At 71.2% G+C, this 21,801-nt stretch carries 17 protein-coding genes; 9 read left to right on the top strand and 8 right to left on the bottom strand.

Features of this window, described 5'->3' with window-relative positions; all coding sequences use genetic code 11:
• Positions 1-69: 69 nt before the first annotated feature.
• Positions 70-621 (bottom strand): TetR/AcrR family transcriptional regulator, encoded by a 552-nt coding sequence (locus ACFW3L_RS23390; protein WP_378745277.1) that lies wholly within the window; start codon positions 619-621, stop codon positions 70-72.
• 133 nt (positions 622-754) lie between these two features.
• Between ACFW3L_RS23390 and ACFW3L_RS23385 the strand changes: the two genes are divergently transcribed.
• On the top strand, positions 755-1,954 hold the full coding sequence (locus ACFW3L_RS23385; RefSeq protein ID WP_378745271.1) for an FAD-dependent monooxygenase: 1,200 nt from the start codon (positions 755-757) through the stop codon (positions 1,952-1,954).
• Positions 1,955-2,085: 131 nt separating this feature from the next.
• On the top strand, positions 2,086-3,525 hold the full coding sequence (locus tag ACFW3L_RS23380; protein ID WP_378745263.1) for an FtsW/RodA/SpoVE family cell cycle protein: 1,440 nt from the start codon (positions 2,086-2,088) through the stop codon (positions 3,523-3,525).
• An 18-nt stretch (positions 3,526-3,543) separates the two neighbouring features.
• On the opposite strand, the gene ACFW3L_RS23375 is transcribed toward ACFW3L_RS23380, so the two are convergent.
• The 3 genes from ACFW3L_RS23375 to cysC form a co-directional block, all read right to left on the bottom strand.
• Positions 3,544-4,887, bottom strand: a complete 1,344-nt coding sequence (locus tag ACFW3L_RS23375) for a short-chain fatty acid transporter (RefSeq protein WP_378745257.1) — start codon at positions 4,885-4,887, stop codon at positions 3,544-3,546.
• 279 nt (positions 4,888-5,166) lie between these two features.
• Complete coding sequence (locus ACFW3L_RS23370) at positions 5,167-5,922, bottom strand: MazG family protein (RefSeq protein WP_378745253.1); 756 nt, start codon at positions 5,920-5,922, stop codon at positions 5,167-5,169.
• Positions 5,922-7,499 carry an adenylyl-sulfate kinase gene (gene cysC / locus ACFW3L_RS23365; RefSeq protein ID WP_378745248.1) on the bottom strand — a complete coding sequence of 526 codons (1,578 nt, stop codon included), beginning with the start codon at positions 7,497-7,499 and terminating at the stop codon, positions 5,922-5,924. Before cysC ends, ACFW3L_RS23370 begins: the two co-directional genes overlap by 1 nt.
• Before the next feature lie 405 nt (positions 7,500-7,904).
• Here cysC and mfd point away from each other — a divergent pair, with 405 nt between their 5' ends.
• Entirely contained in the window at positions 7,905-11,504 is a 3,600-nt protein-coding gene (gene mfd, locus ACFW3L_RS23360) for a transcription-repair coupling factor (RefSeq protein ID WP_378745241.1), read from the top strand.
• A gap of 70 nt (positions 11,505-11,574) precedes the next feature.
• Here mfd and ACFW3L_RS23355 read toward each other — a convergent pair whose 3' ends face one another.
• On the bottom strand, positions 11,575-13,242 hold the full coding sequence (locus tag ACFW3L_RS23355; protein WP_378745233.1) for a DUF6350 family protein: 1,668 nt from the start codon (positions 13,240-13,242) through the stop codon (positions 11,575-11,577).
• 139 nt (positions 13,243-13,381) lie between these two features.
• Here ACFW3L_RS23355 and ACFW3L_RS23350 point away from each other — a divergent pair, with 139 nt between their 5' ends.
• On the top strand, positions 13,382-13,855 hold the full coding sequence (locus ACFW3L_RS23350; protein ID WP_378745229.1) for a DUF1707 domain-containing protein: 474 nt from the start codon (positions 13,382-13,384) through the stop codon (positions 13,853-13,855).
• A gap of 94 nt (positions 13,856-13,949) precedes the next feature.
• Here the strand turns inward: ACFW3L_RS23350 and sucD are convergent, their stop codons facing one another.
• The 3 genes from sucD to ACFW3L_RS23335 form a co-directional block, all read right to left on the bottom strand.
• The gene (sucD, locus tag ACFW3L_RS23345) at positions 13,950-14,828 is read right to left on the bottom strand and encodes a succinate--CoA ligase subunit alpha (protein ID WP_017545891.1); all 879 of its coding nucleotides are present in this window, start codon (positions 14,826-14,828) and stop codon (positions 13,950-13,952) included.
• Between the two features lie 13 nt (positions 14,829-14,841).
• A complete protein-coding gene (sucC, locus tag ACFW3L_RS23340; protein WP_378745220.1) occupies positions 14,842-16,023 on the bottom strand; it encodes an ADP-forming succinate--CoA ligase subunit beta in 1,182 nt (393 codons plus the stop codon).
• A gap of 367 nt (positions 16,024-16,390) precedes the next feature.
• Complete coding sequence (locus tag ACFW3L_RS23335; protein ID WP_378745213.1) at positions 16,391-16,801, bottom strand: cobalamin B12-binding domain-containing protein; 411 nt, start codon at positions 16,799-16,801, stop codon at positions 16,391-16,393.
• 133 nt (positions 16,802-16,934) lie between these two features.
• On the opposite strand from ACFW3L_RS23335, the gene ACFW3L_RS23330 reads away from it, so the two are divergent.
• The 5 genes from ACFW3L_RS23330 (at position 16,935) to ACFW3L_RS23310 (ending at position 21,383) form a co-directional block, all read left to right on the top strand.
• Positions 16,935-17,204 carry a hypothetical protein gene (locus tag ACFW3L_RS23330; protein ID WP_378745207.1) on the top strand — a complete coding sequence of 90 codons (270 nt, stop codon included), beginning with the start codon at positions 16,935-16,937 and terminating at the stop codon, positions 17,202-17,204.
• Between the two features lie 64 nt (positions 17,205-17,268).
• Entirely contained in the window at positions 17,269-18,717 is a 1,449-nt protein-coding gene (locus tag ACFW3L_RS23325) for an AlkA N-terminal domain-containing protein (protein WP_378745202.1), read from the top strand.
• On the top strand, positions 18,714-19,274 hold the full coding sequence (locus ACFW3L_RS23320; protein ID WP_378745189.1) for a methylated-DNA--[protein]-cysteine S-methyltransferase: 561 nt from the start codon (positions 18,714-18,716) through the stop codon (positions 19,272-19,274). The genes ACFW3L_RS23325 and ACFW3L_RS23320 overlap by 4 nt, the downstream gene beginning before the upstream one ends.
• A 144-nt stretch (positions 19,275-19,418) precedes the next feature.
• Entirely contained in the window at positions 19,419-20,429 is a 1,011-nt protein-coding gene (locus tag ACFW3L_RS23315) for a M23 family metallopeptidase (RefSeq protein ID WP_378745185.1), read from the top strand.
• A gap of 168 nt (positions 20,430-20,597) precedes the next feature.
• Entirely contained in the window at positions 20,598-21,383 is a 786-nt protein-coding gene (locus ACFW3L_RS23310) for a S1 family peptidase (protein ID WP_378745177.1), read from the top strand.
• Positions 21,384-21,801 lie beyond the last annotated feature (418 nt).

Genomic DNA, 21,801 nt, shown 5'->3' with positions numbered 1-21,801 from the left:
AGTTTCCGGACCCGGACACGAGACTAGCGACCCGCAGCCGGTCAGTGGCCTCCGCCCTGCCACATTGGTCTAGTCCATAGGGGCCGCCCCGGCACTGAGAGCGGCCAGGGCGATCGCCACCGCGGTCTCGCGGTGGGCGGCCACCTCCTCCCGGGGGAACATGACGGCGACGTCCTGGATGCCCCCGAGGGCGACTACCGCGCCCATGCGTGCGGGGATTGTCGGCTCCTCGCCGACCAGCGCGGCGTCCAGCCGGCGCCGCCAGTCCATGATCAGGTCGACCAGGCCGACCTCGTTGAGCGAGCCCAGGTCGTTGAGCAGGGCCCGCATGAGGGAGCCGTGGCGCACACAGAGGTCGAAGTAGGCCCCAAGGGCCTCACCCGGATCGTTCACCCCGTCACCGAACCGCCGCACCAGGTCCTCGGCGTCGAGTCGCAGCGGCTCCACGAGCGAGCGGAGGAGCTCGCCCTTGGACGGGAAGTGGTAGTAGAGCGCCGCCTTCGTGAGGTCGAGGCGCTCGGCGATCTCGCGCAGGCTGGTCTTCTCGTAGCCCTTCAACCCGAAGAGCTCCAGGGCCACCGCCCTGATGTCGGCCTTCGTGTCACTTCGCTCCCTGGGCACCGGAACGCTCCCCCCGTCTCGTCCGCCTCGTGGTCCGGCGAGTGTATCGCTAACCGGCCGACCGGTTAGTTACTTGACGCACGGTAAGTAGGCGCCTAGCGTGAGGGCCCGACCCGAAGGAGCTCTGACGGCCATGACCGCCGTTCGTACCGTCCTGGTCTCCGGCGCCAGCATCGCCGGCCCCGCCCTCGCCCACTGGCTCCACCGCCACGGCGTCCGCGTCACCGTCGTGGAACGGGCGCCCGCCCCCCGCACCGGAGGCCACGCCATCGACGTCCGAGGCGCCGCCGTCGACGTCGCCGAGCGCATGGGACTGCTCGAGGAGATCCGCTCCCGTGTCACCGAGACCTCCCGCACCGTGTTCGTACGCGCGGACGGCCGGGTCCGCGCGGACATCGGCACCACCATGGACACCGGGCACGGCCGGTCCCTGGAGATCGTCCGCGGTGACCTCACCCGCATCCTGCACGCCTCCACCACCGCGTACACCGAGTACCTGTACGACGACACCCTCACCGCCCTGGAGGAGACCCCCGGGGGCGTCCTCGCGACCTTCCACGACGCCGCCCCGCGCGAGTTCGACCTCGTCGTGGGCGCCGACGGCCTGCACTCCACCACTCGTAGGCTGGCCTTTGGCCCCGAGGAGCACTACGCGCGGTACCTGGGCGCCCTGATCAGCATCGCCTCGGTCCCGAATCACCTCGGCCTGGACCGCGAGGTGCGCCTGTACAACGAGCCCGGACTCGGCGTCGGGATCAGCGCCTCCCCCCGGTTCGCGGGCGCCAAGGCGCTCTTCCTCGTCCGCGACCCCGACCACGGCGGAATCGACCGGGCCTCGCCGGAACGACAGAGGGCGTATCTGCGAGGCCGTCTCGCCGCAGCGGGCTGGGAGACCCCCCGGCTGCTGGACGAACTCGACGCGAGCCCCGACTTCTACTTCGACTCGGTCACGCAGATCCGCATGGGACGGTGGGCACGCGGCCGCACGGTCCTGCTCGGCGACGCCGGATACGGCCCCTCCCCCATGTCCGGCCAGGGCACCACCCTGGCCCTGGTCGGCGCGTACGTGCTGGCCGAGGAACTTGCCCGGCACGCGACCCCCGCCGCCGCCCTCGACGCCTACGAGACCCGGATGCGTCCCTACGTGCGCGCCAACCAGGACATCGCCGACGCCGGGCTGGGGTTCCTCGCCCCGCGCACCCGTCCGAGCCTCGCCGCGCGCAACACGCTGCTGCGGTTCGGCAGTCTCCTGACCCGGCTGTCCGGCCTGGACACACGAGTGGCCGAGGCCGCCGAAGGAATCGACCTCGACGCGCCCCCTCCCCCGGGCTAAACCGAACCGCCCGGAAGTGGCCGTTCCCCTTGCCTGGTCCGAGCGCCTGTCTATAGTTCCCACTGAGGGCCACCGTCCCCCCAACCACGCCCCGAACAACCACGGCCCCGCGTGAACGGCAGAGGACGAGCATGGCCAACCCGAACGACCAGGTGGACGGGGCGCTGCGCCCCGCACGACAGAGACGCGCCGAGCTGGCGCTGCTGCTCGCCTCGATCGGGGCGACCTTCGCGGCCCTGCTCTACGCGTCGCTGGCGGTCACCGGCGGCGTGGAGGACCGTGTCCTGGTCTACGGACTGGTGCTCGGCGCCGGGTCGCTCGCCCTGCACGTGCTGATGCGGTTCGTGGCCCCCTACGCCGACCCCGTGCTGCTCCCGGTCGCCTCCGCCCTCAGTGGGATCGGGATCACGATGATCTGGGCGCTCCAGATGACCCGGGACCACGCGCCAGGCAGCAGCGAGGCCGACCGGCAGCTGATGTGGACCCTGGTCGGCATGGTCCTGTGCGCCGCCGCCATCGCGTTCGTCCGGCAGCCGCGCCGCCTCACGATGTACACCTACCTGATCGCCCTGGCCGCGCTGGTCCTGCTGCTGCTCCCGCTGTCGCCGCTGGGCCACGAGGTGCTCGGCGCCCGGCGGTGGATCATGATCGGCCCCTTCACCATGCAGCCCTCGGAGTTCGCGAAGGTTCTCCTGGTGATCTTCCTGGCCTCGTACCTGGGCCGCCAGCGCGACGTGATGGCCCTGGTCACCCGTACCTTCCGGGTCGGCGGGGTGAAGGTGTTCAGCGCGCCCCGCGCCCGGGACCTGGCCCCGATGGCCGTGGGCTGGGGCGTGGCGATCCTGCTGCTGGTGGGCACCAAGGACCTGGGGACCTCGCTGCTGCTCTTCGGCACGTTCCTGGCGGTGCTGTACGCGGCCACCGCCCGCAAGTCCTGGGTGCTCATCGGACTGGTCGCCTTCTCCGGCGGGGCGTACGTGGCGTACCTGATGTTCGGGCACGTGCAGAACCGGGTGCGGATCTGGCTGAACGCCTTCGACCCGGAGGTGTACCACAGCGAGGGCGGCAGCTTCCAGGTGGTGGAGGGCATGATCGCCCTCGCCTACGGCGGGCTGCTGGGCACGGGGTTCGACGGCGGCAACGCGGAGAACCTGTTCGCCGCCGACAGCGACCTCATCCTGGTGTCGACCGGCGAGAAGCTGGGCCTGACCGGGCTCATGGCGGTGCTGACCCTGCTGCTGTTGTTCGCCCAGCGGGCCCTGCGCATCTCCCTGGGCTGCCGGGACGTGTTCCTCAAGCTCACCGCCCTGGGCTACGGGTTCATCACCGCGTTCGACGTGTTCATCGTCCTCGGCGGCGCCACGCTGATCATCCCGCTCACCGGCATGACCACACCGTTCATGTCGGCGGGCGGATCCGCGCTGATGGCCAACTGGCTGATCGTGGGCCTGTTGCTGACCATCAGTGAGTCCGCCCGCCGTCCGCAGGAGTCGTTCAGCTCCGGGCTGGCGCCGGGTGATCCCGCGACGGAGGTCATCAACGTGCGTGACCTGCCCGACGGCATCCGCTGACTGACGGCGTCCGCTGGCTCAGGTCAGGAACGTGATGCACAGCGAGGCGACCAGGATGCCGAAGAGCATCACGACCGCCGAGTAGCCGAGGATGCGGCCCGCCCTGAGCTTGGTCAGGGCGAGCAACGGCAGTGCCCAGAACGGCTGGATGCCGTTGGTGAGCTGGTCGCCCATGGCCACGGCCATCACGCCCACTCCGGGCCGGATGCCCAGGGACTCGGTGGCGCCGATGACCACCGGCCCCTGCACCGCCCACTGGCCGCCGCCCGAGGGCACCGCGAGGTTGACCAGGCACGCGCTGATCAGGGCCCAGAAGGGATACGTGAACGGGGTGGAGAACGAGATGAACCACTGGGTGATGACCTCCAGCAGTCCCGAGGTGTCCATGATCCCCATGATCCCGGCGTAGAAGGGGAACTGGATGATCACCGCCGAGGCGTTCCTCGCCCCCTCGGCGGCGGCGGCCGAGTACCCCGCCAACGTCCCGTGCAGGCCGAGCCCGGCCATGAGGAACGCGAAGTTGAGCAGGTTGATGTCCATGCCCACCACGCCGTTGGTCACGAGGGCGGGCACCAGGTGGACCAGCCCCACGGCCACCACCGCGTACACCAGCACCCGGCTGTGCATGAGGCGCTGCGCCGGGGACAGGGCGCGCAGCTCGTCACGGCCGGGCCGACCGGGCGCGGGGTCGCCGCCGGTGGTGTCGCCGATCTCCTCGCTCTCCCCCGCCTTGGGGGTCATGCTCATCAGCAGCAGCGGGGCGCCGATCAGCATGGCCGCGAGGAAGACCAGGTTGAAGGGCTGGAAGATGGTCTCGCTGAGCGGGACCAGACCGATCTGGTCCTCCAGGAAGTGCCCCGGGGTGTTGACCAGCAGGGGCGCCGAACCCGACAGGCCGCTGTGCCAGACCATCAGCCCCGTGTAGCCGCCCGCGACGACCAGTGGGAAGTGCACCCTGATCCCGCGCTCCTTGCAGGATCGGGCCACCTCCACAGCCAGGAGCGCGCCCGCGATCAGTCCCAGCCCCCAGTGCAGCATGCCCAGGAGCGCCGATCCCACCGCCGTGACCAGCACCGCGGTCAGCGGACCCCGGGCCAGCCCCGCCACCCGGCGGATCGCCCGCCGCGCCGGGGGCGAGGACGCCAGGGCGTACCCGGTGACCAGGACCAGGGTCATCTGCATCCCGAACTCCAGCAGGCCCCAGAACCCGCCGTACCAGTCCCCGACCAGCTGGATCGGGGTCCGGTCGGTCAGGAACAGGGCCATCCCGAAGACGAGGGCGGACAGGATGACCGCGAAGACGAAGGCGTCCGGCACCCATCTGGTGCTGAACGCCGCGAGGGCGTTGCCGAACCGGCGCATGAGGGGCTCCCACGTGTACGGGGGCCCGGGCCGCGGCGGAGGGTGCCGAAGCCCCGGACCCCGAGGTGAGAGCACTGTGTTGCACGGGTCACACGGGCGTCAAGATGTAGGCGACCGATTTGAGGTTCCTGCGAGCTGGGCCGGGGTTCCACGGCCGAACGCGGTCGTCGCTGGCTCGCCGGGGCGGGGAGGCGGTCGCGCGACGCGGTCGGCGGGGGCCGGTGCCGCCCGTGGCGTTCCGGCCCGGGCGGGACACCGCTCCGGGCCGTCCTCCTCCGTCTACCGGGTCTTCGACCAGTACACGCGCCACTCCTCGTCGGTGAGCTCGCGGGGCTCGTGGCCCTCGGCGCGGGCGGCCTCCTCGGCCGCGCGCACACGGGTGTCGAAGCGGCGGGCCGCCAGGCGCAGGTCGCTCTCCGGGTCACGACCCTGGTCCCGCTCGGCGGCCACGGCGGCGAACAGCTCCCCGCCCTCGGAGCCGTCGTCACCCACCAGGTCGGCGGGGAACCCGTTGCGTACGGCACGCTTCTGGAGCTCGTAGGCCAACAGCACGGCCGGCTGCGCGAAGGGCACCCCGTCGAGCACCGAGGTCTCACCGGTGCCGCCCCTGGCCTTCGCCTTCGCGGAGCGCTCGGCCGCCTTGATGGCCTCCCAGTTCGACCACACCTCGTCGGTGCCGGACACGTCCTGGCCGCCGAACACGTGCGGATGGCGGCGGGTCATCTTGTCGATGATGGCGTCGGCCACGTCGTCCACCGTGAACCGGGCCGGGTCGCCCTCGGGGCGCTCGGCGCCGATCGCGGAGTGGAAGACCACCTGGAGCAGCACGTCCCCCAGCTCCTCGCGCAGCTGGGGGTAGTCACCGTCCTCGATGGTCTCCAGGGTCTCGTAGGACTCCTGGATCAGGTACTTGGCCAGGGACTCGTGGGTCTGGGTGCTGTCCCACGGGCACTCCCGGCGCAGCGTCTCCATCACCTCGACCAGGCGAAGCATCCGGTGCCCGGGCACCGGCGGGGTCGGGGTGTCGCTCGTCATCAGTCCTCGCTCACGTGCTGGTCGGAGGGGAGCCAGCCGCCCGCGCGCAGGGCGTCCAGCACCTGGGCGACGGACTCGGCGGGGTCCGCGCCCACGGTGTCGACGACCAGGTCGGCGTCGGTCGGCTCCTCGTAGGGGTCGGAGACCCCCGTGAACTCGGGGATGCTCCCCGCTCGGGCCTGGGCGTACAGGCCCTTGCGGTCGCGGGCCTCGCACTCCTCCAGGGGCGTGGCAACGTGGACCAGGAAGAAGTCCCCGAACTCCTCCACCATGGCACGGACCTCCGCCCGCCCGGACGCGTACGGCGCGATCGGCGCGCAGACGGCCACCCCGCCGTGGCGGGTGATCTCGGCGGCCACGTAGCCGATGCGCCGGATGTTGAGCTCGCGGTCCTGCCGGGAGAAGGACAACCCCTTGGAGAGCACCCGCCGCACCACGTCACCGTCGAGCAGGCTCACGGTGCGGCCGGAGCGGCGGACGCCGTCGCACACACCGCGGGCGATGGTGGACTTGCCCGAGCCGGACAGGCCGGTGAAGAGCAGGGTGAGGCCGCGTCGGGTGCGCGCGGGGCGCAGTCGGGCGAGCTCGGCGCCGACCCGGGCCGGAGTGAACCAGGCGGGCAGCTCGCGGCCGTGCGCGAGCTCGGCCGCGACCTCGTCGTCGGTCGGCTCCGCGAGGACGGTGCGCGGGTCCACGTGGGTGAGGGGCTTCCACAGCGCCTCGTTCGCGTCGTAGCGCCAGGGTTCGGGGTCGAGGACCGTCAGCGGCGGACGCAGCGCCATCACCCGCTCGGTCTCGGGAGCCCGCCCACCCGCTTCGACCAGCAGGTGGGTGGCACCGTAGGCGGCGGCGACGTGCGCCGCCAGCGCGGCGTCCCGTTCGGTCCAGGTGCCCCCGAGCGCACCAGTGGCGCGGGCCCGGGACCGGGGCAGGGTGACCACGGCGAACGACGACCGGGGCGGCAGCAGCGGTTCGGCGGCCAGCACGGCGTCGGCCAGCCCCGGGTCGTGCAGGCCGGTGTCGACGATGACCAGGACCTCGGCGCGTCCCAGCGCCTCGGCCTCGGCACGGATCTGGTGCAGGGCCCGGTGGTGCAGCGGGCGGTCGGTGACCACGGCCAGAAGGGGGCGGTCGGGCTCCAGCCCGCTCTGGGCACGGACCTCGGCCGGGGTGGACCGCAGTTCCCTGAGGACCCCGTAGGTGGGCGGCCGCAGCAGGGTGACGTCCCCCGCCACGTGGTGCACACCGGGCTCACCGAGCGACTCCCAGCTCTCGCTCACCACCAGCTCGGCCAGCGGGGCGCCCTCCAGGTCGGTGAGGGTGAGCCGCTCCCTCCCCGCCAGTTCCTCGGGCACCTCCAGGGTGACCGGAACCGGCCAGGGGCGTCCGTCGGGCAGCCGTCCCCGGAGCGCCACCGACTCCGCCTGGTCGCGGGTCATGAACCCGGCCAGCGGGTAGGCGCCGCTGAGGATGAGCTCCAAGTGGGCGAGGCCGTCCGGACCTGGTGCGAAGGCCGGGGCACCCGGTCGGCCGGTGTCGCCGCCCGGTCCGCTCCCGTGTCTGTGGGCACTCACCACGCGCATCCTCTTCTCTGACCGTTCAGCGGAACCCTCCACAAGCGTCCAGCGTATGCCCGGCCGGTCCCCTGCCCCGGCGGCGAACCCGTCACTCCGGAATATCAGCAGTTCAGAGCCGGTTCACTCCGTAGTGACCTCTCCGGATCGCCATGGGCGGGGGCAGGTCGGGAACGGGCGGTGACCGAACCGCCGACCTCCCGACCGGGCCCGCGCGCGACGGTGGTACTGGATAAGCTGAGGGAAGCCGGGTGGCCACGCCCATCCACACACACGGCCGCCCACAACCGTCACCGGACCGTCCCCACTCGACTCGCGGGACGGCGGCAACCGTGCCCGCCGCACGCGGGTGTCGGCGTCAGGGCAGGACCCGACTCCTGAACCGGACCACTTCCAGTTTTTGGTGCTATGAGCCTCATTGGACTTCTCGCCGACGTCTCCAGGGACCCGGCACTGCACAGTGCGATCGAGACCGCCCGAAGCGGCCGCGATCCCCATCTCGACCTCGTCGCCCCGGCGGCGCTGCGCCCCTTCATGGTGGGGGCGCTCGCCGCCGACTCCCCCGTGGGCGCGAACCGGCCGGTGCTCGCGGTCACCGCCACCGAGCGGGAGGCCGCCGACCTGACCGACGCGCTCGGCTCACTGCTGCCCGCGGACTCGGTCGCGCTCTTCCCCGCCTGGGAGACCCTGCCGCACGAGCGGCTCTCCCCGCGCTCGGACACCGTGGGCCAGCGCCTGGCGGTCCTGCGCCGTCTGGCGCACCCCGACCCCTCCGACCCGCTCACCACCCCGCTGCGCGTGGTGGTGGCCCCCGTCCGCAGCGTCCTCCAACCGCTGGTGGCCGGGCTCGGTGACCTCGAACCGGTCCGGATCCGGCCCGGTGACGAGGCGTCCCTGGAGGACGTGGTCAGCTCCCTGACCAACACCGGCTACGCCCGCGTGGACCTGGTGGAGAAGCGCGGCGACATGGCCGTGCGCGGCGGCATCCTGGACGTCTTCCCGCCCACCGAGGAGCACCCGCTGCGCCTGGAGTTCTGGGGCGACACCGTCGAGGACATCCGGTACTTCCAGGTGGCCGACCAGCGCTCCATCACCCCCGGCGAGAGCGGGGAGGGCGCCGACTCCCGGGCCGCCTCGGGCCTGTTCGCGCCGCCCTGCCGCGAGCTCCTGCTCACCGAGACCGTGCGCGAGCGCGCCCGTGCCCTGGCCGCCGAGCACCCCTCGCTGGCCGAGGTGCTCACCAAGATCGCCGACGGCGTCTCGGTCGAGGGCATGGAGGCGTTCGCCCCCGTGCTGGCCGAGCGCATGGAACCCTTCCTGGAGTACCTGCCGAAGAACGCCATGGTGCTGGGCTGCGACCCCGAGCGCATCCGTACCCGCGCCGTGGAGCTGGAGGCCACCAGCGCCGAGTTCCTGGACGCCTCATGGATCAACGCCGCCTCAGGCGGCGAGGCCCCCATCGACCTCGGTGAGTCCGCCTACATGTCCATCTCCGAGCTGCGCTCGGTCGCCACCGGCCTGGGCCTGCCCTGGTGGGGGCTGACCCCCTTCAGCGCCGGTGAGGACGCGGGCGAGGAGGACGACGCGGTCGTGGTGGGTGCCGTGCCCGCCGACTCCTACCGGGGCGACACCGAGCGCGCCCTCGCCGACGTCAAGAGCTGGCTGCACGACAACTGGAGCGTCGTGCTGGTCACCCAGGGGCACGGGCCCGCCGAACGCCTGGTGGCCATGCTCAGGGACGCCGGGCTGGGCGCCACGCTCTCCGCCGACCTGGTCGAGCCGCCCAAGGAGGCGATCGCCACCGTCACCACCGGGCTGGTCGACCACGGCTTCCTGCTGCGGTCGGTGCACACGGTGGTCCTCACCGAGACCGACCTGGTGGGACAGAAGTCCTCCACCCGCGACATGCGGCGCATGCCCAGCCGCCGCAAGGGAACGGTCGACCCCCTCCAGCTCAAGCCCGGCGACTACGTCGTGCACGAACAGCACGGCGTGGGCCGCTACTTGGAGATGGTCAGCCGCCAGATCCAGGGCGCCACCCGCGAGTACCTGCTCATCGAGTACGCGCCCTCCAAGCGCGGCCAGCCCGGCGACCGCCTGTTCGTGCCCACCGAGCAGCTCGGCGAGGTCACCCGGTACGTGGGCGGCGAGGCGCCCACGCTGTCCAAGATGGGCGGCGCCGAGTGGAGCAAGGCAAAGAGCCGCGCCCGCAAGGTGGTCCGTGAGATCGCCGGCGACCTCATCCGCCTGTACTCGGCCCGGCAGGCCTCCCCCGGCCACGCCTTCGGCGCGGACACCCCGTGGCAGAACGAACTGGAGGACGCCTTCCCCTACGTGGAGACGCCCGACCAGCTCGCCGCCATCGACGAGGTCAAGAAGGACATGTCCAAGTCGGTCCCGATGGACCGTCTGATCTGCGGCGACGTGGGTTACGGCAAGACCGAGGTGGCGGTGCGCGCCGCGTTCAAGGCGGTCCAGGACGGCAAGCAGGTGGCACTGCTGGTGCCCACCACCCTGCTGGTCCAGCAGCACCTGTCCACCTTCACCGAGCGCTACGCGTCCTTCCCCGTCACGGTCAGGCCGATGTCGCGGTTCCAGACCGACGGGGAGGTCGAGGTGACCCGCGAGGGCCTGCGCTCCGGCGAGGTCGACGTGGTGATCGGCACCCACCGCCTGCTGTCGCAGGAGACCCGGTTCAAGGACCTGGGCCTGGTCATCATCGACGAGGAACAACGCTTCGGCGTGGAGCACAAGGAGGCCCTGAAGCGGCTGCGCACCCAGGTGGACGTGCTGGCGATGTCGGCCACGCCCATCCCGCGCACCCTGGAGATGGGTCTGACCGGCATCCGTGAGATGACCACGATCCTCACCCCGCCCGAGGAGCGCCACCCCGTGCTCACCTTCGTGGGGCCCTACGAGGACAAGCAGATCACCGCGGCCATCCGCCGCGAGCTGATGCGCGAGGGACAGGTGTTCTTCGTGCACAACCGGGTGGCCTCCATCGACAAGGTGGCGGCCTCCATCAAGCGACTGGTCCCCGAGGCCCGGGTCGCCTACGCGCACGGCCAGATGAACGAGCAGCAGCTCGAGAAGGTCATGGTCGACTTCTGGGAGAAGAACTTCGACGTGCTGGTCTCCACGACCATCGTCGAGTCCGGCCTGGACGTGCCCAACGCCAACACGCTGATCATCGACCGCGCCGACACCTACGGCCTGTCCCAGCTGCACCAGCTGCGCGGCCGGGTGGGGCGTGGCCGCGAGCGCGCCTACGCGTACTTCCTGTACCCGCCGGAGCGCCCGCTCACCGAGACCGCCTACGAACGGCTCGCCACCGTCGCCCAGCACACCGAGACCGGGGCGGGCATGTACGTGGCCATGAAGGACCTGGAGATCCGGGGCGCGGGCAACATCCTGGGCGCCGAGCAGTCGGGGACCATCGCGGGCGTGGGCTTCGACCTCTACGTGCGCATGGTCGGTGAGGCCGTGGCCGAGCTCAAGGGCGACCCGGAGGCCGTGGCCGAGGTCGAGACCAAGGTGGAGCTGCCGATCAACGCGCACATCCCGCACGACTACGTCCCGGGCGAGCGCCTGCGCCTCCAGTCGTACAAGCGGATCGCCAGCGTCACCAGCGAGGAGGACGTCCTCGCCGCCTACGAGGAGCTCACCGACCGCTACGGCACCCCGCCGCAGCAGGTGGACAACCTCATGGCGGTGGCCCGGTTCCGGGTGCTGGCCAAGTCCGCCGGACTGGCCGACGTCGTCATGCAGGGCAACCAGATCCGGTTCTCCCCGGTGGAGCTGCGCGAGTCCCAGGAGCTGCGGCTGCGCCGGATGTACCCGAGGTCCATCCAGAAGGAGTCCACCAAGACCCTCCTGGTGCCGGTCCCCAAGGCGGGCGGGCTCGGCGGCAAGCCGCTGCGCGACCTCGAACTCCTCAAGTGGTGCACCGACCTGGTCAACGCCATCTTCGAGCCCGAGAAGCGCAGGGTCGTCCCCCAGGGCGACTGACCCGCCCGCGGGACTCCTGACGACGACGGAGGGCACGGCCGGTGGCCGTGCCCTCCGTCGTCTCCCGACCTCAGTCGCGACGTTCCGGCTCGTCGGGGGCGGCCTCGTAGGTGATGCCGTACATCTCCTCCTCCGCCTCCTCGTCCCCCCGGCCACGGCGCCACCAACCGCCCTCGGCCCGCCGGTCCGCCCGGCGCTGCGCCCGCAGCTCCCGGCGGGCCTCCCTGCGCGCCTGACGCTCCACGACGCGGTCGCGCCTGCGGGCCTGACGCACCCGCCGCAGCGCGGCGCGGCGCTCGGCGACGGTCGGCTCCGGCGCCTCCTCCACCACCTTCTCCTCCTCGCGGGGACGCAGCGCCGTGACGGTGGCCAGCCCCTTGCCGACCGGAACGTCCTCGGGCAGCTCCACCACGGGCACGGCGGGTTCGGGGCGCGGCTCCGGGGCGGCCACCCGCTCGGCGGCGACCAGCCGGGACTGCTTGCGCGTGTACCACCAGTTGGCGATCCACGCCGCCACGGCGGCCGCCACCCCCACTTCGAGGGCGGCCACCACACCCACCTGCCAGGCCGAGGGCCCCACCTCACTGAGCCGCTGCGCCCCCAGGGAGCCACCCGCGACCCCGGCCAGGGCCGCGAACAGCAGCCCCGTCGTCACACCGCACACGAACCCCCACAGGGGCGCCGCCTCGCTGACCACGTCCGGAGCGCTGCGCTGGGTCAGCACCCCGCCGATCGCCCCCGCCACGAACGGCACCACCAGGGCGCCGAGGGACAGCACCGGGGCGGCGCCGTTGGAGGGCAGCGCCGCCAGCATCGGCAGCGCGGGAAGCGCGCCCACCGACACCTCCGTCGGCGCGACCACCGTCGACACCCCCATCGCGAAACCCGGGCCGAGCGCGTAACAGACCGCGAACACCACCGCGTTGGGCAAGTAGGCGAGCTGCACGATCAGCAGGAGCGTCCCGCCGACCACCCCCGGAGCCAGCGACCGCGTGATCTCGACCGCCTCCGGCAGGTTCAGCCCCAGCGCCACCAGGAACAGCACCAGCCCCCCGACCAGCAGTGTCCCCGTGGACGCGAGCATGCCCACCAGCAGCGAACGCGACCGTGCGGGCATGAGGTCCAGCAGGTCCCGCGCGGCCACTCCCTTGTCCCGCATGAGCTGGCGCAGCACGCCCAGCCCACCCGCGATGAAGGCGATCACGAACCCCATGAGCAGCGCGCGCGGCATGCTCGGCACCGCCTCGTCGGTGCGGGCCAGGAGCGCGAGCGTGCCCGCGATCGCCGCGTAGGGACCGGCGATGGCCAGCGCGGCCCGGTGCACGTGCCGGAGCCGCTCGATCACGCAGCCGCGCGCCAGCCAGCGGCCGAACCGGTACAGCAGCAGCCCCGGAAGCAGGACCAGGCCCATGGGCAACAGGCTGATCTGCCCCTCCGCGACGGAGAAGGAGACGTGGTGGCCCACCAACCAGGACAGGACGGCGCCCCGCAGGAGGTCCGCGATGTCCTCACCGAAGGTGTCGTGCGGCGCCGCCACCCACCCGGCCATGGTGAGCGTGACGATCACGGCCAGGCCGATACCCGCCGCCGACGCGGCGGCGATCCCGCCGGTCGCGTAGATCGGTCGACCCACCGTCTCGTGCGGTGACGCGGGCACACCCTCGGAGGCCCCGTCGCTGGTGCTCGTGGACCGCTTCGACTGTCGGCCTCGGTCGGGGGGAGATCCTGGCGTACTCACCCGACTTATGCTGCCAGGGACCGGAATGCTCCGTGGTATCCGGGCGGCGCGTGTCGTGCCCGCGTCACCTCGGCGGAACGCCCCGCAAACGCGATACGTCGTAAGATGACAGCCCGCCCCCCGCACGAAGGACGCCCCCATGGCAGAGCTCGAACCCGGCCGCAGCTACCGGCTCTCCGACACCGAACGCGACGAGGCCCTCGGGAAGCTGCGCACGGCGTTCGAGGAGGGCCGCCTGGACACCGAGGAGCACGACCAGCGCTCGGACGCCGCCCTCCGGGCCGTCAACAGCGCCGACCTCGTCCCGCTCTTCGACGACCTGCCGACCCGGCTGGCCCCCAGCGCCGTCGCCGTACCCGAACCGGCCGCCCCCACCTCCCCCGCCGTCCCCGACGAGACCACGGACGAGGTCTCCGAGAAGGACAAGGGGGTGAACGTCGGTGGTCTCCTGGGCTGGGGAGGCTTCCTCCTCCTGGTGTGGGGCACGCCCTCGTTCGTCAGCGGCAACGTCTACGCCATCACGGTCTTCCTCGGGTTCTTCTGCCTCATGGTGATCGGCCCCCTCGTCGGGCAGCTCGTCGCCCAGCGCCGACGACGCGAGCTCGGCGGCTGAGGCCCCACACACGACACGGCTCCGCCCCACCGACCGGAGGTCACCGGTGGCGGGGCGGAGCCGTGCTGAACGAGCGCCCGCGGGGCGCGTCCTCCTAGAAGAGGTCGCGCACCAGCTGAGCGGTCTCGCTCGGGGTCTTGCCGACCTTGACGCCAACGGCCTCGAGGGCCTCCTTCTTGGCGGCGGCCGTACCGGAGGAGCCGGAGACGATGGCGCCGGCGTGGCCCATGGTCTTGCCCTCCGGGGCGGTGAAGCCGGCGACGTAGCCGACGACCGGCTTGGTCACGTTGGCCTTGATGAAGTCGGCCGCGCGCTCCTCGGCGTCGCCGCCGATCTCACCGATCATCACGATCACGTCGGTGTCCGGGTCGGCCTCGAAGGCCGCCAGGGCGTCGATGTGCGTGGTGCCGATGATCGGGTCGCCACCGATGCCGACGGCGGACGAGAAGCCGATGTCGCGCAGCTCGTACATCATCTGGTAGGTGAGCGTGCCCGACTTCGAGACCAGGCCGATGCGGCCCGGCTTCGCGATGTCGGCCGGGATGATGCCGGCGTTGGACTGGCCCGGAGTGATGAGACCGGGGCAGTTCGGGCCGACGATGCGGGTCTTGTTGCCCTTGGAACCGGCGTAGGCCCAGAAGGCGGCGGTGTCGTGGACCGGGATGCCCTCGGTGATCACGACGGCCAGACCGATCTCGGCGTCGATCGCCTCGACGACGGCGTCCTTGGAGAACTTCGGCGGAACGAAGATCACGGTGACGTCGGCGCCGGTGGCGGCCATGCCGTCCGCGACGGAGCCGAAGACGGGCACCTCGGTGCCGTCGAAGTCGACGCTCTGCCCGGCCTTGCGCGGGTTCACGCCACCAACGATGTTGGTGCCGGACGCGAGCATACGGCGGGTGTGCTTGGTGCCCTCAGAGCCGGTCATGCCCTGGACGAGCACCTTGCTGTCCTTGTTGAGGAAGATAGCCATGGTGTGTTGTCCCCTACTTCGCCGCGAGCTCGGCGGCCTGAGCGGCGGCGCCGTCCATCGTGTCGACCCGACGAACGGCCGGGTGGGCGCGCTCGTCGAGGATCTGGCGACCCAGTTCGGCGTTGTTGCCGTCCAGGCGGACGACCAGCGGCTTGCTGACGTCGTCGCCGCGCTGCTCCAGGAGCTCCAGAGCCTGCACGATGCCGTTGGCCACGGCGTCGCAGGCGGTGATGCCACCGAAGACGTTGACGAACACGCTCTTGACGGCGGGGTCGCCCAGGATGATCTCCAGGCCGTTCGCCATCACCTCGGCGGAGGCGCCGCCACCGATGTCGAGGAAGTTGGCGGGCTTGACGCCGCCGTGGTTCTCACCGGCGTAGGCGACCACGTCCAGGGTCGACATGACCAGACCGGCACCGTTACCGATGATGCCGACCTCGCCGTCGAGCTTGACGTAGTTGAGCCCCTTGGCCTTGGCGGCGACCTCGAGCGGGTCACCCTCCTCGGCGAAGGTCAGGCTCTCCAGGTCCTGGCGGAACTCGGCGTTCTCGTCCAGGGTCACCTTGCCGTCGAGGGCGACGACCCGACCGTCCTTGGTCAGGATGAGCGGGTTCACCTCCGCGAGGGTGGCGTCCTTGCCCACAAAGGCGTCCCACAGCTTGGAGACGATCTCCGTGGCGCCCGCGGCCGCGGCCTCGGGCAGGTTTCCGGCCTTGACGATCTCCGCGGCCACATCGGCCGGGGCGCCCTTCAGGGCGTCGATCGAGATCTTGGCGACGGCGTCCGGGTTGGTCTCCGCGACCTCCTCGATCTCCATGCCGCCCTCTTTGGAGCAGATGGAGAGGAAGTTGCGGTTGGCGCGGTCGAGCAGGAAGGAGAAGTAGTACTCCTCGGCGATGTCACTCGCCTCCTCGACCAGGACACGGTGGACCGTGTGGCCCTTGATGTCCATGCCGAGGATCTGCTCGGCCTTGGCCTCGGCGTCCTCGGGGCCCTCGGCCACCTTGACGCCGCCGGCCTTCCCACGGCCGCCCGTCTTGACCTGGGCCTTCACGACGACGCGGGGCTTGCCCGCGGCGGCGAACTCATCGGCGATGGCACGCGCCTCAGCGACCGTGCTCGCCACCTTCCCCTGGGGTACGGGAACCCCGTACTCTGCGAAGAGTTGCTTCGCCTGGTATTCGAACAGGTCCACGAGGGTCCGTCCTTGTAACTCGCTGGCTCAAGTGTGTACCGGGGTGGCGTGTCCGGATCGGCGGTGACGCACTGAAGGGGTGTCACACGACGCAAACCCCTCGTTGGGGGTGAGCCGCCTACAGAGATCGAGATCGCCGCGGCGTTGCCACCCGCGACATGCGCAAAGCTTAGTCGCCCCTCGTCTGGCCGCCGGACACCAGGGTCGCGTTGACCCCATGGCCTGACGCACAAATGCCGCTCACGCGGCACTACGGGGCCTCCCACATGGGAACATATGTGACCAGAGACACGGCTGATAACACCGATCCCGGGCCGATCCGCCCCGCATCGGACTTCCACCGAAGTGCGACGAAGGTCACCGGCCGTCAGGCCGCGTGCGCGGGCCGGATGTTCTCGCGCACCCAGTCCGCGATCTCCGCCGTCGGCGCACCCGGTGTGAAGATCCGGGCGACCCCCATCGCCTCCAGCTCAGCGATGTCGGAGTCGGGGATGATGCCCCCGCCGAACACCCGGATGTCGGTGGCGTCGTTCTCCCGCAGCAGTTCCATCACCCGGCCGAACATCGTCATGTGGGCACCCGAGAGCACCGACAGCCCGATGGCGTCCGCATCCTCCTGGAGCGCGGCGGCCACGATCATCTCCGGGGTCTGGCGCAGCCCGGTGTAGATGACCTCCACTCCGGCGTCCCGCAGGACCCGGGCGACGATCTTGACCCCCCGGTCGTGCCCGTCCAGTCCCGGCTTCGCGACGACGACGCGCGCGGCGGCCTCGGCCATGGCGTACCCCTCACTACGTTCCCCTCGGGACGCCCCTCGTGAGGGCGCTCCCGTGGGGGAGATGATGAACTCGTGTGAAGAGTAACCCAGGTCACTCGCGGGTGCGGGGCACGGGGGCGGGTATCGTCCGACCATGGACGACGGATACGAACAGACCAGTACCGAGGACCTGCGGGAACGCGCCCTGGAACTGGCGCGGAAGCGCTGGGACGTGGCCTTCCTCTGGCGTCTGCTGCGGCTGCTCCCCGCCGCCGAGGCCGCCGCGGGCAACCGGGACGCCAGCGAGGCCAGCGTCGCCCAGGTGTCGGGGCTCCTCTACGAGGCGTTCTCAGCGGAGCACGACCCCAAGGTCCACGAGGCGCTGCGCCCCGTCTACATCGACTACCTCAACGGCGAGGACTGACCCCACCTGGGTGTCCGAAAACCGCCAGCATCCGTCTCCGGACTCGGCGAGCATGGTGGTTGTGATGGACGACGAACAGCGCTACAGGGCGGTACGGAGCAGGGACTCCCGTTTCGACGGGGTCTTCTACACCGCCGTGCGCACCACCGGCATCTACTGCCGACCGAGCTGCCCCGCAGTGACCCCGCGCCGGGAGAACGTCCGCTTCTACCGGACGGCCGCCGCCGCACAGGAGTCCGGGTTCCGCGCCTGCAAAAGGTGCCGACCGGACACCGTGCCCGGCTCCCCCGAGTGGAACGTGCGCGCCGACGTGGTGGGACGGGCGATCCGGCTGATCCACGACGGTGCCGTCGACCGGGGCGGCGTGGGCGCCCTCGCGGAGGACCTCGGCTACAGCGAACGCCAGCTCAACCGGCTGCTCAGCGCCGAGGTCGGCGCGGGGCCCCTGGCCCTCGCCCGAGCCGAGCGCACCCACACGGCGCGCGTCCTGGTGGAGACCACGGACATGCCGATGGCCGACGTCGCCTTCGCCTCCGGGTTCGCGAGCGTGCGGCAGTTCAACGAGACCATGCGGGCGGTCTTCGACCGCTCCCCCTCCGAGATGCGAGCGGCCCGCCGCAGGGCGACCACACCGCCCACCAGCGGCATCGTGCTGCGGCTCCCCTACCGGGGCGCCATCGACCTGGCCGGGATGCTCACCTTCCTCGGTGACCGCGCGGTCCCGGGTGTGGAGGAGTACTCCGACGACACGTACCGGCGCACACTCCGCCTGCCCCACGGCCCCGGAGTGGTCGCGCTCTCCGCGGGCTCCGACCACGTCCTGTGCCGCCTGTGGCTGACCGACCCGAGCGACCTGACCAGCGCCGTGCGCCGCTGCCGAAGCCTCCTGGACCTGGACGCGGACCCCGACGCGGTCGCGGAGGTCCTGGGGCCGGACCCCGTGCTCGGCCCGGTCCTGCGCCGACGCCCCGGGGTACGCGCCCCGGGCCACGTGGACCCCGCGGAACTGGCGGTCCGCGCGGTCCTGGGCCAGCAGGTCTCGGTCAGGGCCGCGCGTACCCTGGCAGGACGGTTGGTGTCCCGGTACGGGGAGCCGCTGGGTACCGGGCTCGACGGCCTGTTCCCCGGCCTCACCCACACGTTCGCCTCCCCGGAGGCCCTCACCGACGCCGACCCGGCGGGGATGTCCATCCCCGTGTCCCGGGGACGGGCCCTCACCCACGTGGCGGGGGCGATCGCCTCGGGCCGCGTGGACCTGGGCCCGGGCTGCGACCGGGACGAGGCGGAGCACAGGCTGTTGGAGCTGCCCGGGATCGGCCCGTGGACCGCCGGCTACGTGCGGATGCGCGGGCTGGGCGACCCGGACGTGTTACTGGAGACGGACCTCGGGGTGCGGCAGGCCCTGGAACGAACGGGTCCGGCCCCGACGGAGGCATGGAGCCCGTGGCGTTCGTACGCGACCCACCTCCTGTGGGCGTCGCTGGGACTACCCGAGGAAGAAGGATCAGGATGAACACCCAAGAAGCACTCCCGATGGATCTTGAGCCGGTCGCCCCGGCGCGCGAGGCCGCGGTGACGTTCCGGGCTCCCCTCCCCGGCCCGACCCGCCACACCACGATGGACTCGCCCCTGGGCGAACTGACGCTGTACGGCGACGGCGAGGCCCTGGGCGGGCTGTTGACACCGCCCAGGGACGGGACCCGACGGGCCGTCCCGTCCGACTGGGTCCGGGACGAGGCCCCGTTCACCGAGGTCAGGAAGCAGCTGGCCGCGTACTTCGACGGGCGGCTGCGGCAGTTCGACCTGCCCCTCGCTCCCGCCGGTACGCCCTGGCAGCTCCAGGTGTGGCAGGCACTGACCACCATTCAGTACGGGGCGACCTCCAGCTACGGTCAGCTCGCCCAGGAACTGGGCCGACCCACCGCGTCCCGCGCCGTGGGCATGGCCAACGGGCGCAACCCGATCAGTGTCATCGTCCCCTGCCACCGGGTCATCGGTGCCAACGGAAGCCTGACCGGCTACGCGGGTGGCCTGGAGCGCAAGGAGTTCCTGCTGGCACTGGAACGGTAACTAACCAACCAATTCGGGGGTGTCGCCGGAGGAAGTTTCCGGTTACACCCCTTGTCCGCTCCTGGGGGCCTGGTTACTCTGCGGTAGCCACGTTCAGAGCCTGTGGTGTCACTCCCCGTTCGCACGACTCCCCCAGGAGAAGCGTTGACACTGCCAACCCCCCGACTCCCCCTCGTACTGACCGCCTCCGTCGCACTCGTGGTCACGGGTATGACCCCCGCGTCCGCACAAGCGGGGTCCGCGCAGACGAACCCCCTGAGCACCGCTGACAACGTCGAGATCCTCCTCGAATCCGAGGTGGCCGACGACCTCCCCACCACCGCTCCCTCACTGGCCGACTCGGTCATCGAGGACGTCCTGGCGGAACGCTCCACCGAGCTGTCCACCCTCGCCGCCCAGGACCGCGACGTGCGGGTCGACATCCGGGAGGCCACCGACGAGGCCGCCTTCGGCGTCGCCATCGTGACCGCCCCCGAGATCGAGGGTGAGGACCCCTACGCCTGGTTGTTCGCCGCCGAACTCGACGGCACCTGGGAGATCGGACTGGAGGGCACCGACGAGTTCTCCCGGATCCTCGCCGAATCCGAACTGATGGACACGGAACAGCGCGAGACCGTCGCGGCCTCAACGGACCCCGACCAGCTCTCCCCCATGGCCTACACGGGAGTGGGCCTGCCGTTCTCGATCGGCACCTCCATGATCATGACCGGCGGCCCGCACGGGTTCAGCGGTGGTCCGCCGTACAGCTCCGTGGACTTCGCCGGAGGCAACGGCCAGGCCCGAGCCGCCAGGGGTGGCTACGCCTACTCCCTGTGCACCGGCTGGACCCGGGTCATCCACGACAACGGGTACTCCACGGACTACTACCACCTGGAGGACTACCAGTGGCTGCCCGGTAACAACGTCGGCACCGGCCACTACCTGGGCACCCAGGGCAACAGCCTCTGCGCGGGCGGCTCGACCACCGGCGCCCACATCCACTTCGCGCTGCGGGGCTACACCGACCCGAACGCCGCCGGTTGGTACGTGGCGCTGAACGGCCGGACCCTCGGCGGCTGGACCTTCGTCGAGGGCGCCAACTACGGCGGCTACGCCTACCGCAACGGCGTGGGCAACGTCTACCCGGGCGGCTCGATGTACAACTACGGCTTCTAGGACCGAAGCGCCCGGCCGCCCCCCAGCCGGGCGCTTCACCTCCGTTCGTGCCCACCAGAACCCCGTCGGGGCCCGACTTTCGTCGTCGCCGGTTCGCCCTCGCGGTTGATGTGCCGACGGGGGACGCCCTTCTAGGTTCGTGAACAGATCACAACCGAAGGGACAGGCATGAACAGAGCGACACTGGTCGCGGCGGTGGGATCCGCGGCACTCCTCGTCTCGGCGGCACCCGCCTCCGCCATCATCGGCGGGGTCGACGCCAGTGAGGACTACCCGTTCGTGACGGCCCTGTTCGACGACCGGGGCCTGCACTACTGCGGGGGTTCGCTGATCGACGAACAGTGGGTGCTCACCGCCGCCCACTGCTCCGACTTCGACCTGCTCGCGACGGAGAGCATCTCGGTGCGGGTGGGCAGCGACAACCGTGACGAGGGTGGCAGCGAACGCCAGGTCGTCGACGTGGTCCAGCACCCGGACTACGAGGCGGAGGACGTCAGCGACGACCCCGACTACCCCCACTCCTTCCTTCTGGTGCGCGACGACATCTCGCTCCTGAAGCTGGACTCTCCGGTCGAGCAGACCCCCGTACCCGTCGCACAGGACCGTCCGGAGCCGGGCACCGAGGTACGCGCCCTCGGCTGGGGCGTGGTCGACGAGCTCGGCCAGGAGCCCAAGCCGGAGATCCTCCAGGAGCTCGACACCGAGATCGTCGCGGACGAACGCTGCGCGGAGCTCCACGACGACCTGTGCTCCGAGCACCCCACCGGGGAGGCGCAGGTCTGCTCGACCGACTCGGGCAGCCCCATGATCCGTGGCACCGAGGACGGCTGGGAGCTGGTCGGCCTGGTCAGCCGGGACGGTGACTACGACGAGAACGTCGCCTGCGTGGGCCCGTGGGTCTTCACCGAAACAGCGAAGCACATCGACTGGGCCACCGACACGATCGGACGGTGACCCGAGCAGAACCGCGCGAGCGGCTCACACTCCCCCCACCATCGCCGTGACCCGCGCGTTCACCCCCTCATCGCGGGGGGTGAACGCGCGGTCGTGCAGCTCCCTCAACCCCGCGGGGGTGCTTGGAGCCCCGCCTCCCGGTGGTCGAACACCCCCAGCTGTGTCATCCGCTTCAACCCCCCAGTGCCGAGTTGTCCACAGCCCCCCCCCTGGCCGCCCCTGACAGCCCCCACCCAGAAGGCCTAACCTCAATACCGGGGGAACCCACGCCTGCGCCCACACAGGGCTGCCCACACCCCAATTCACAAACGCACAAACCCAGGCAACAAAAAAGGAGGAGAGCCCGCCCCGAAAGACGAACCCTCCCCCTCAAAGAAAAACCGTGGCGGCGACCTACTCTCCCACCCCATCACAGGGC

Source organism: Nocardiopsis sp. NPDC058789 (genome assembly GCF_042745575.1).
GTDB classification, from domain to species: Bacteria; Actinomycetota; Actinomycetes; order Streptosporangiales; family Streptosporangiaceae; genus Nocardiopsis; species Nocardiopsis eucommiae.
The sequence above is the reverse complement of the archived record's forward strand: the minus strand, read 5'-3'. Positions and strand labels throughout refer to the sequence as shown.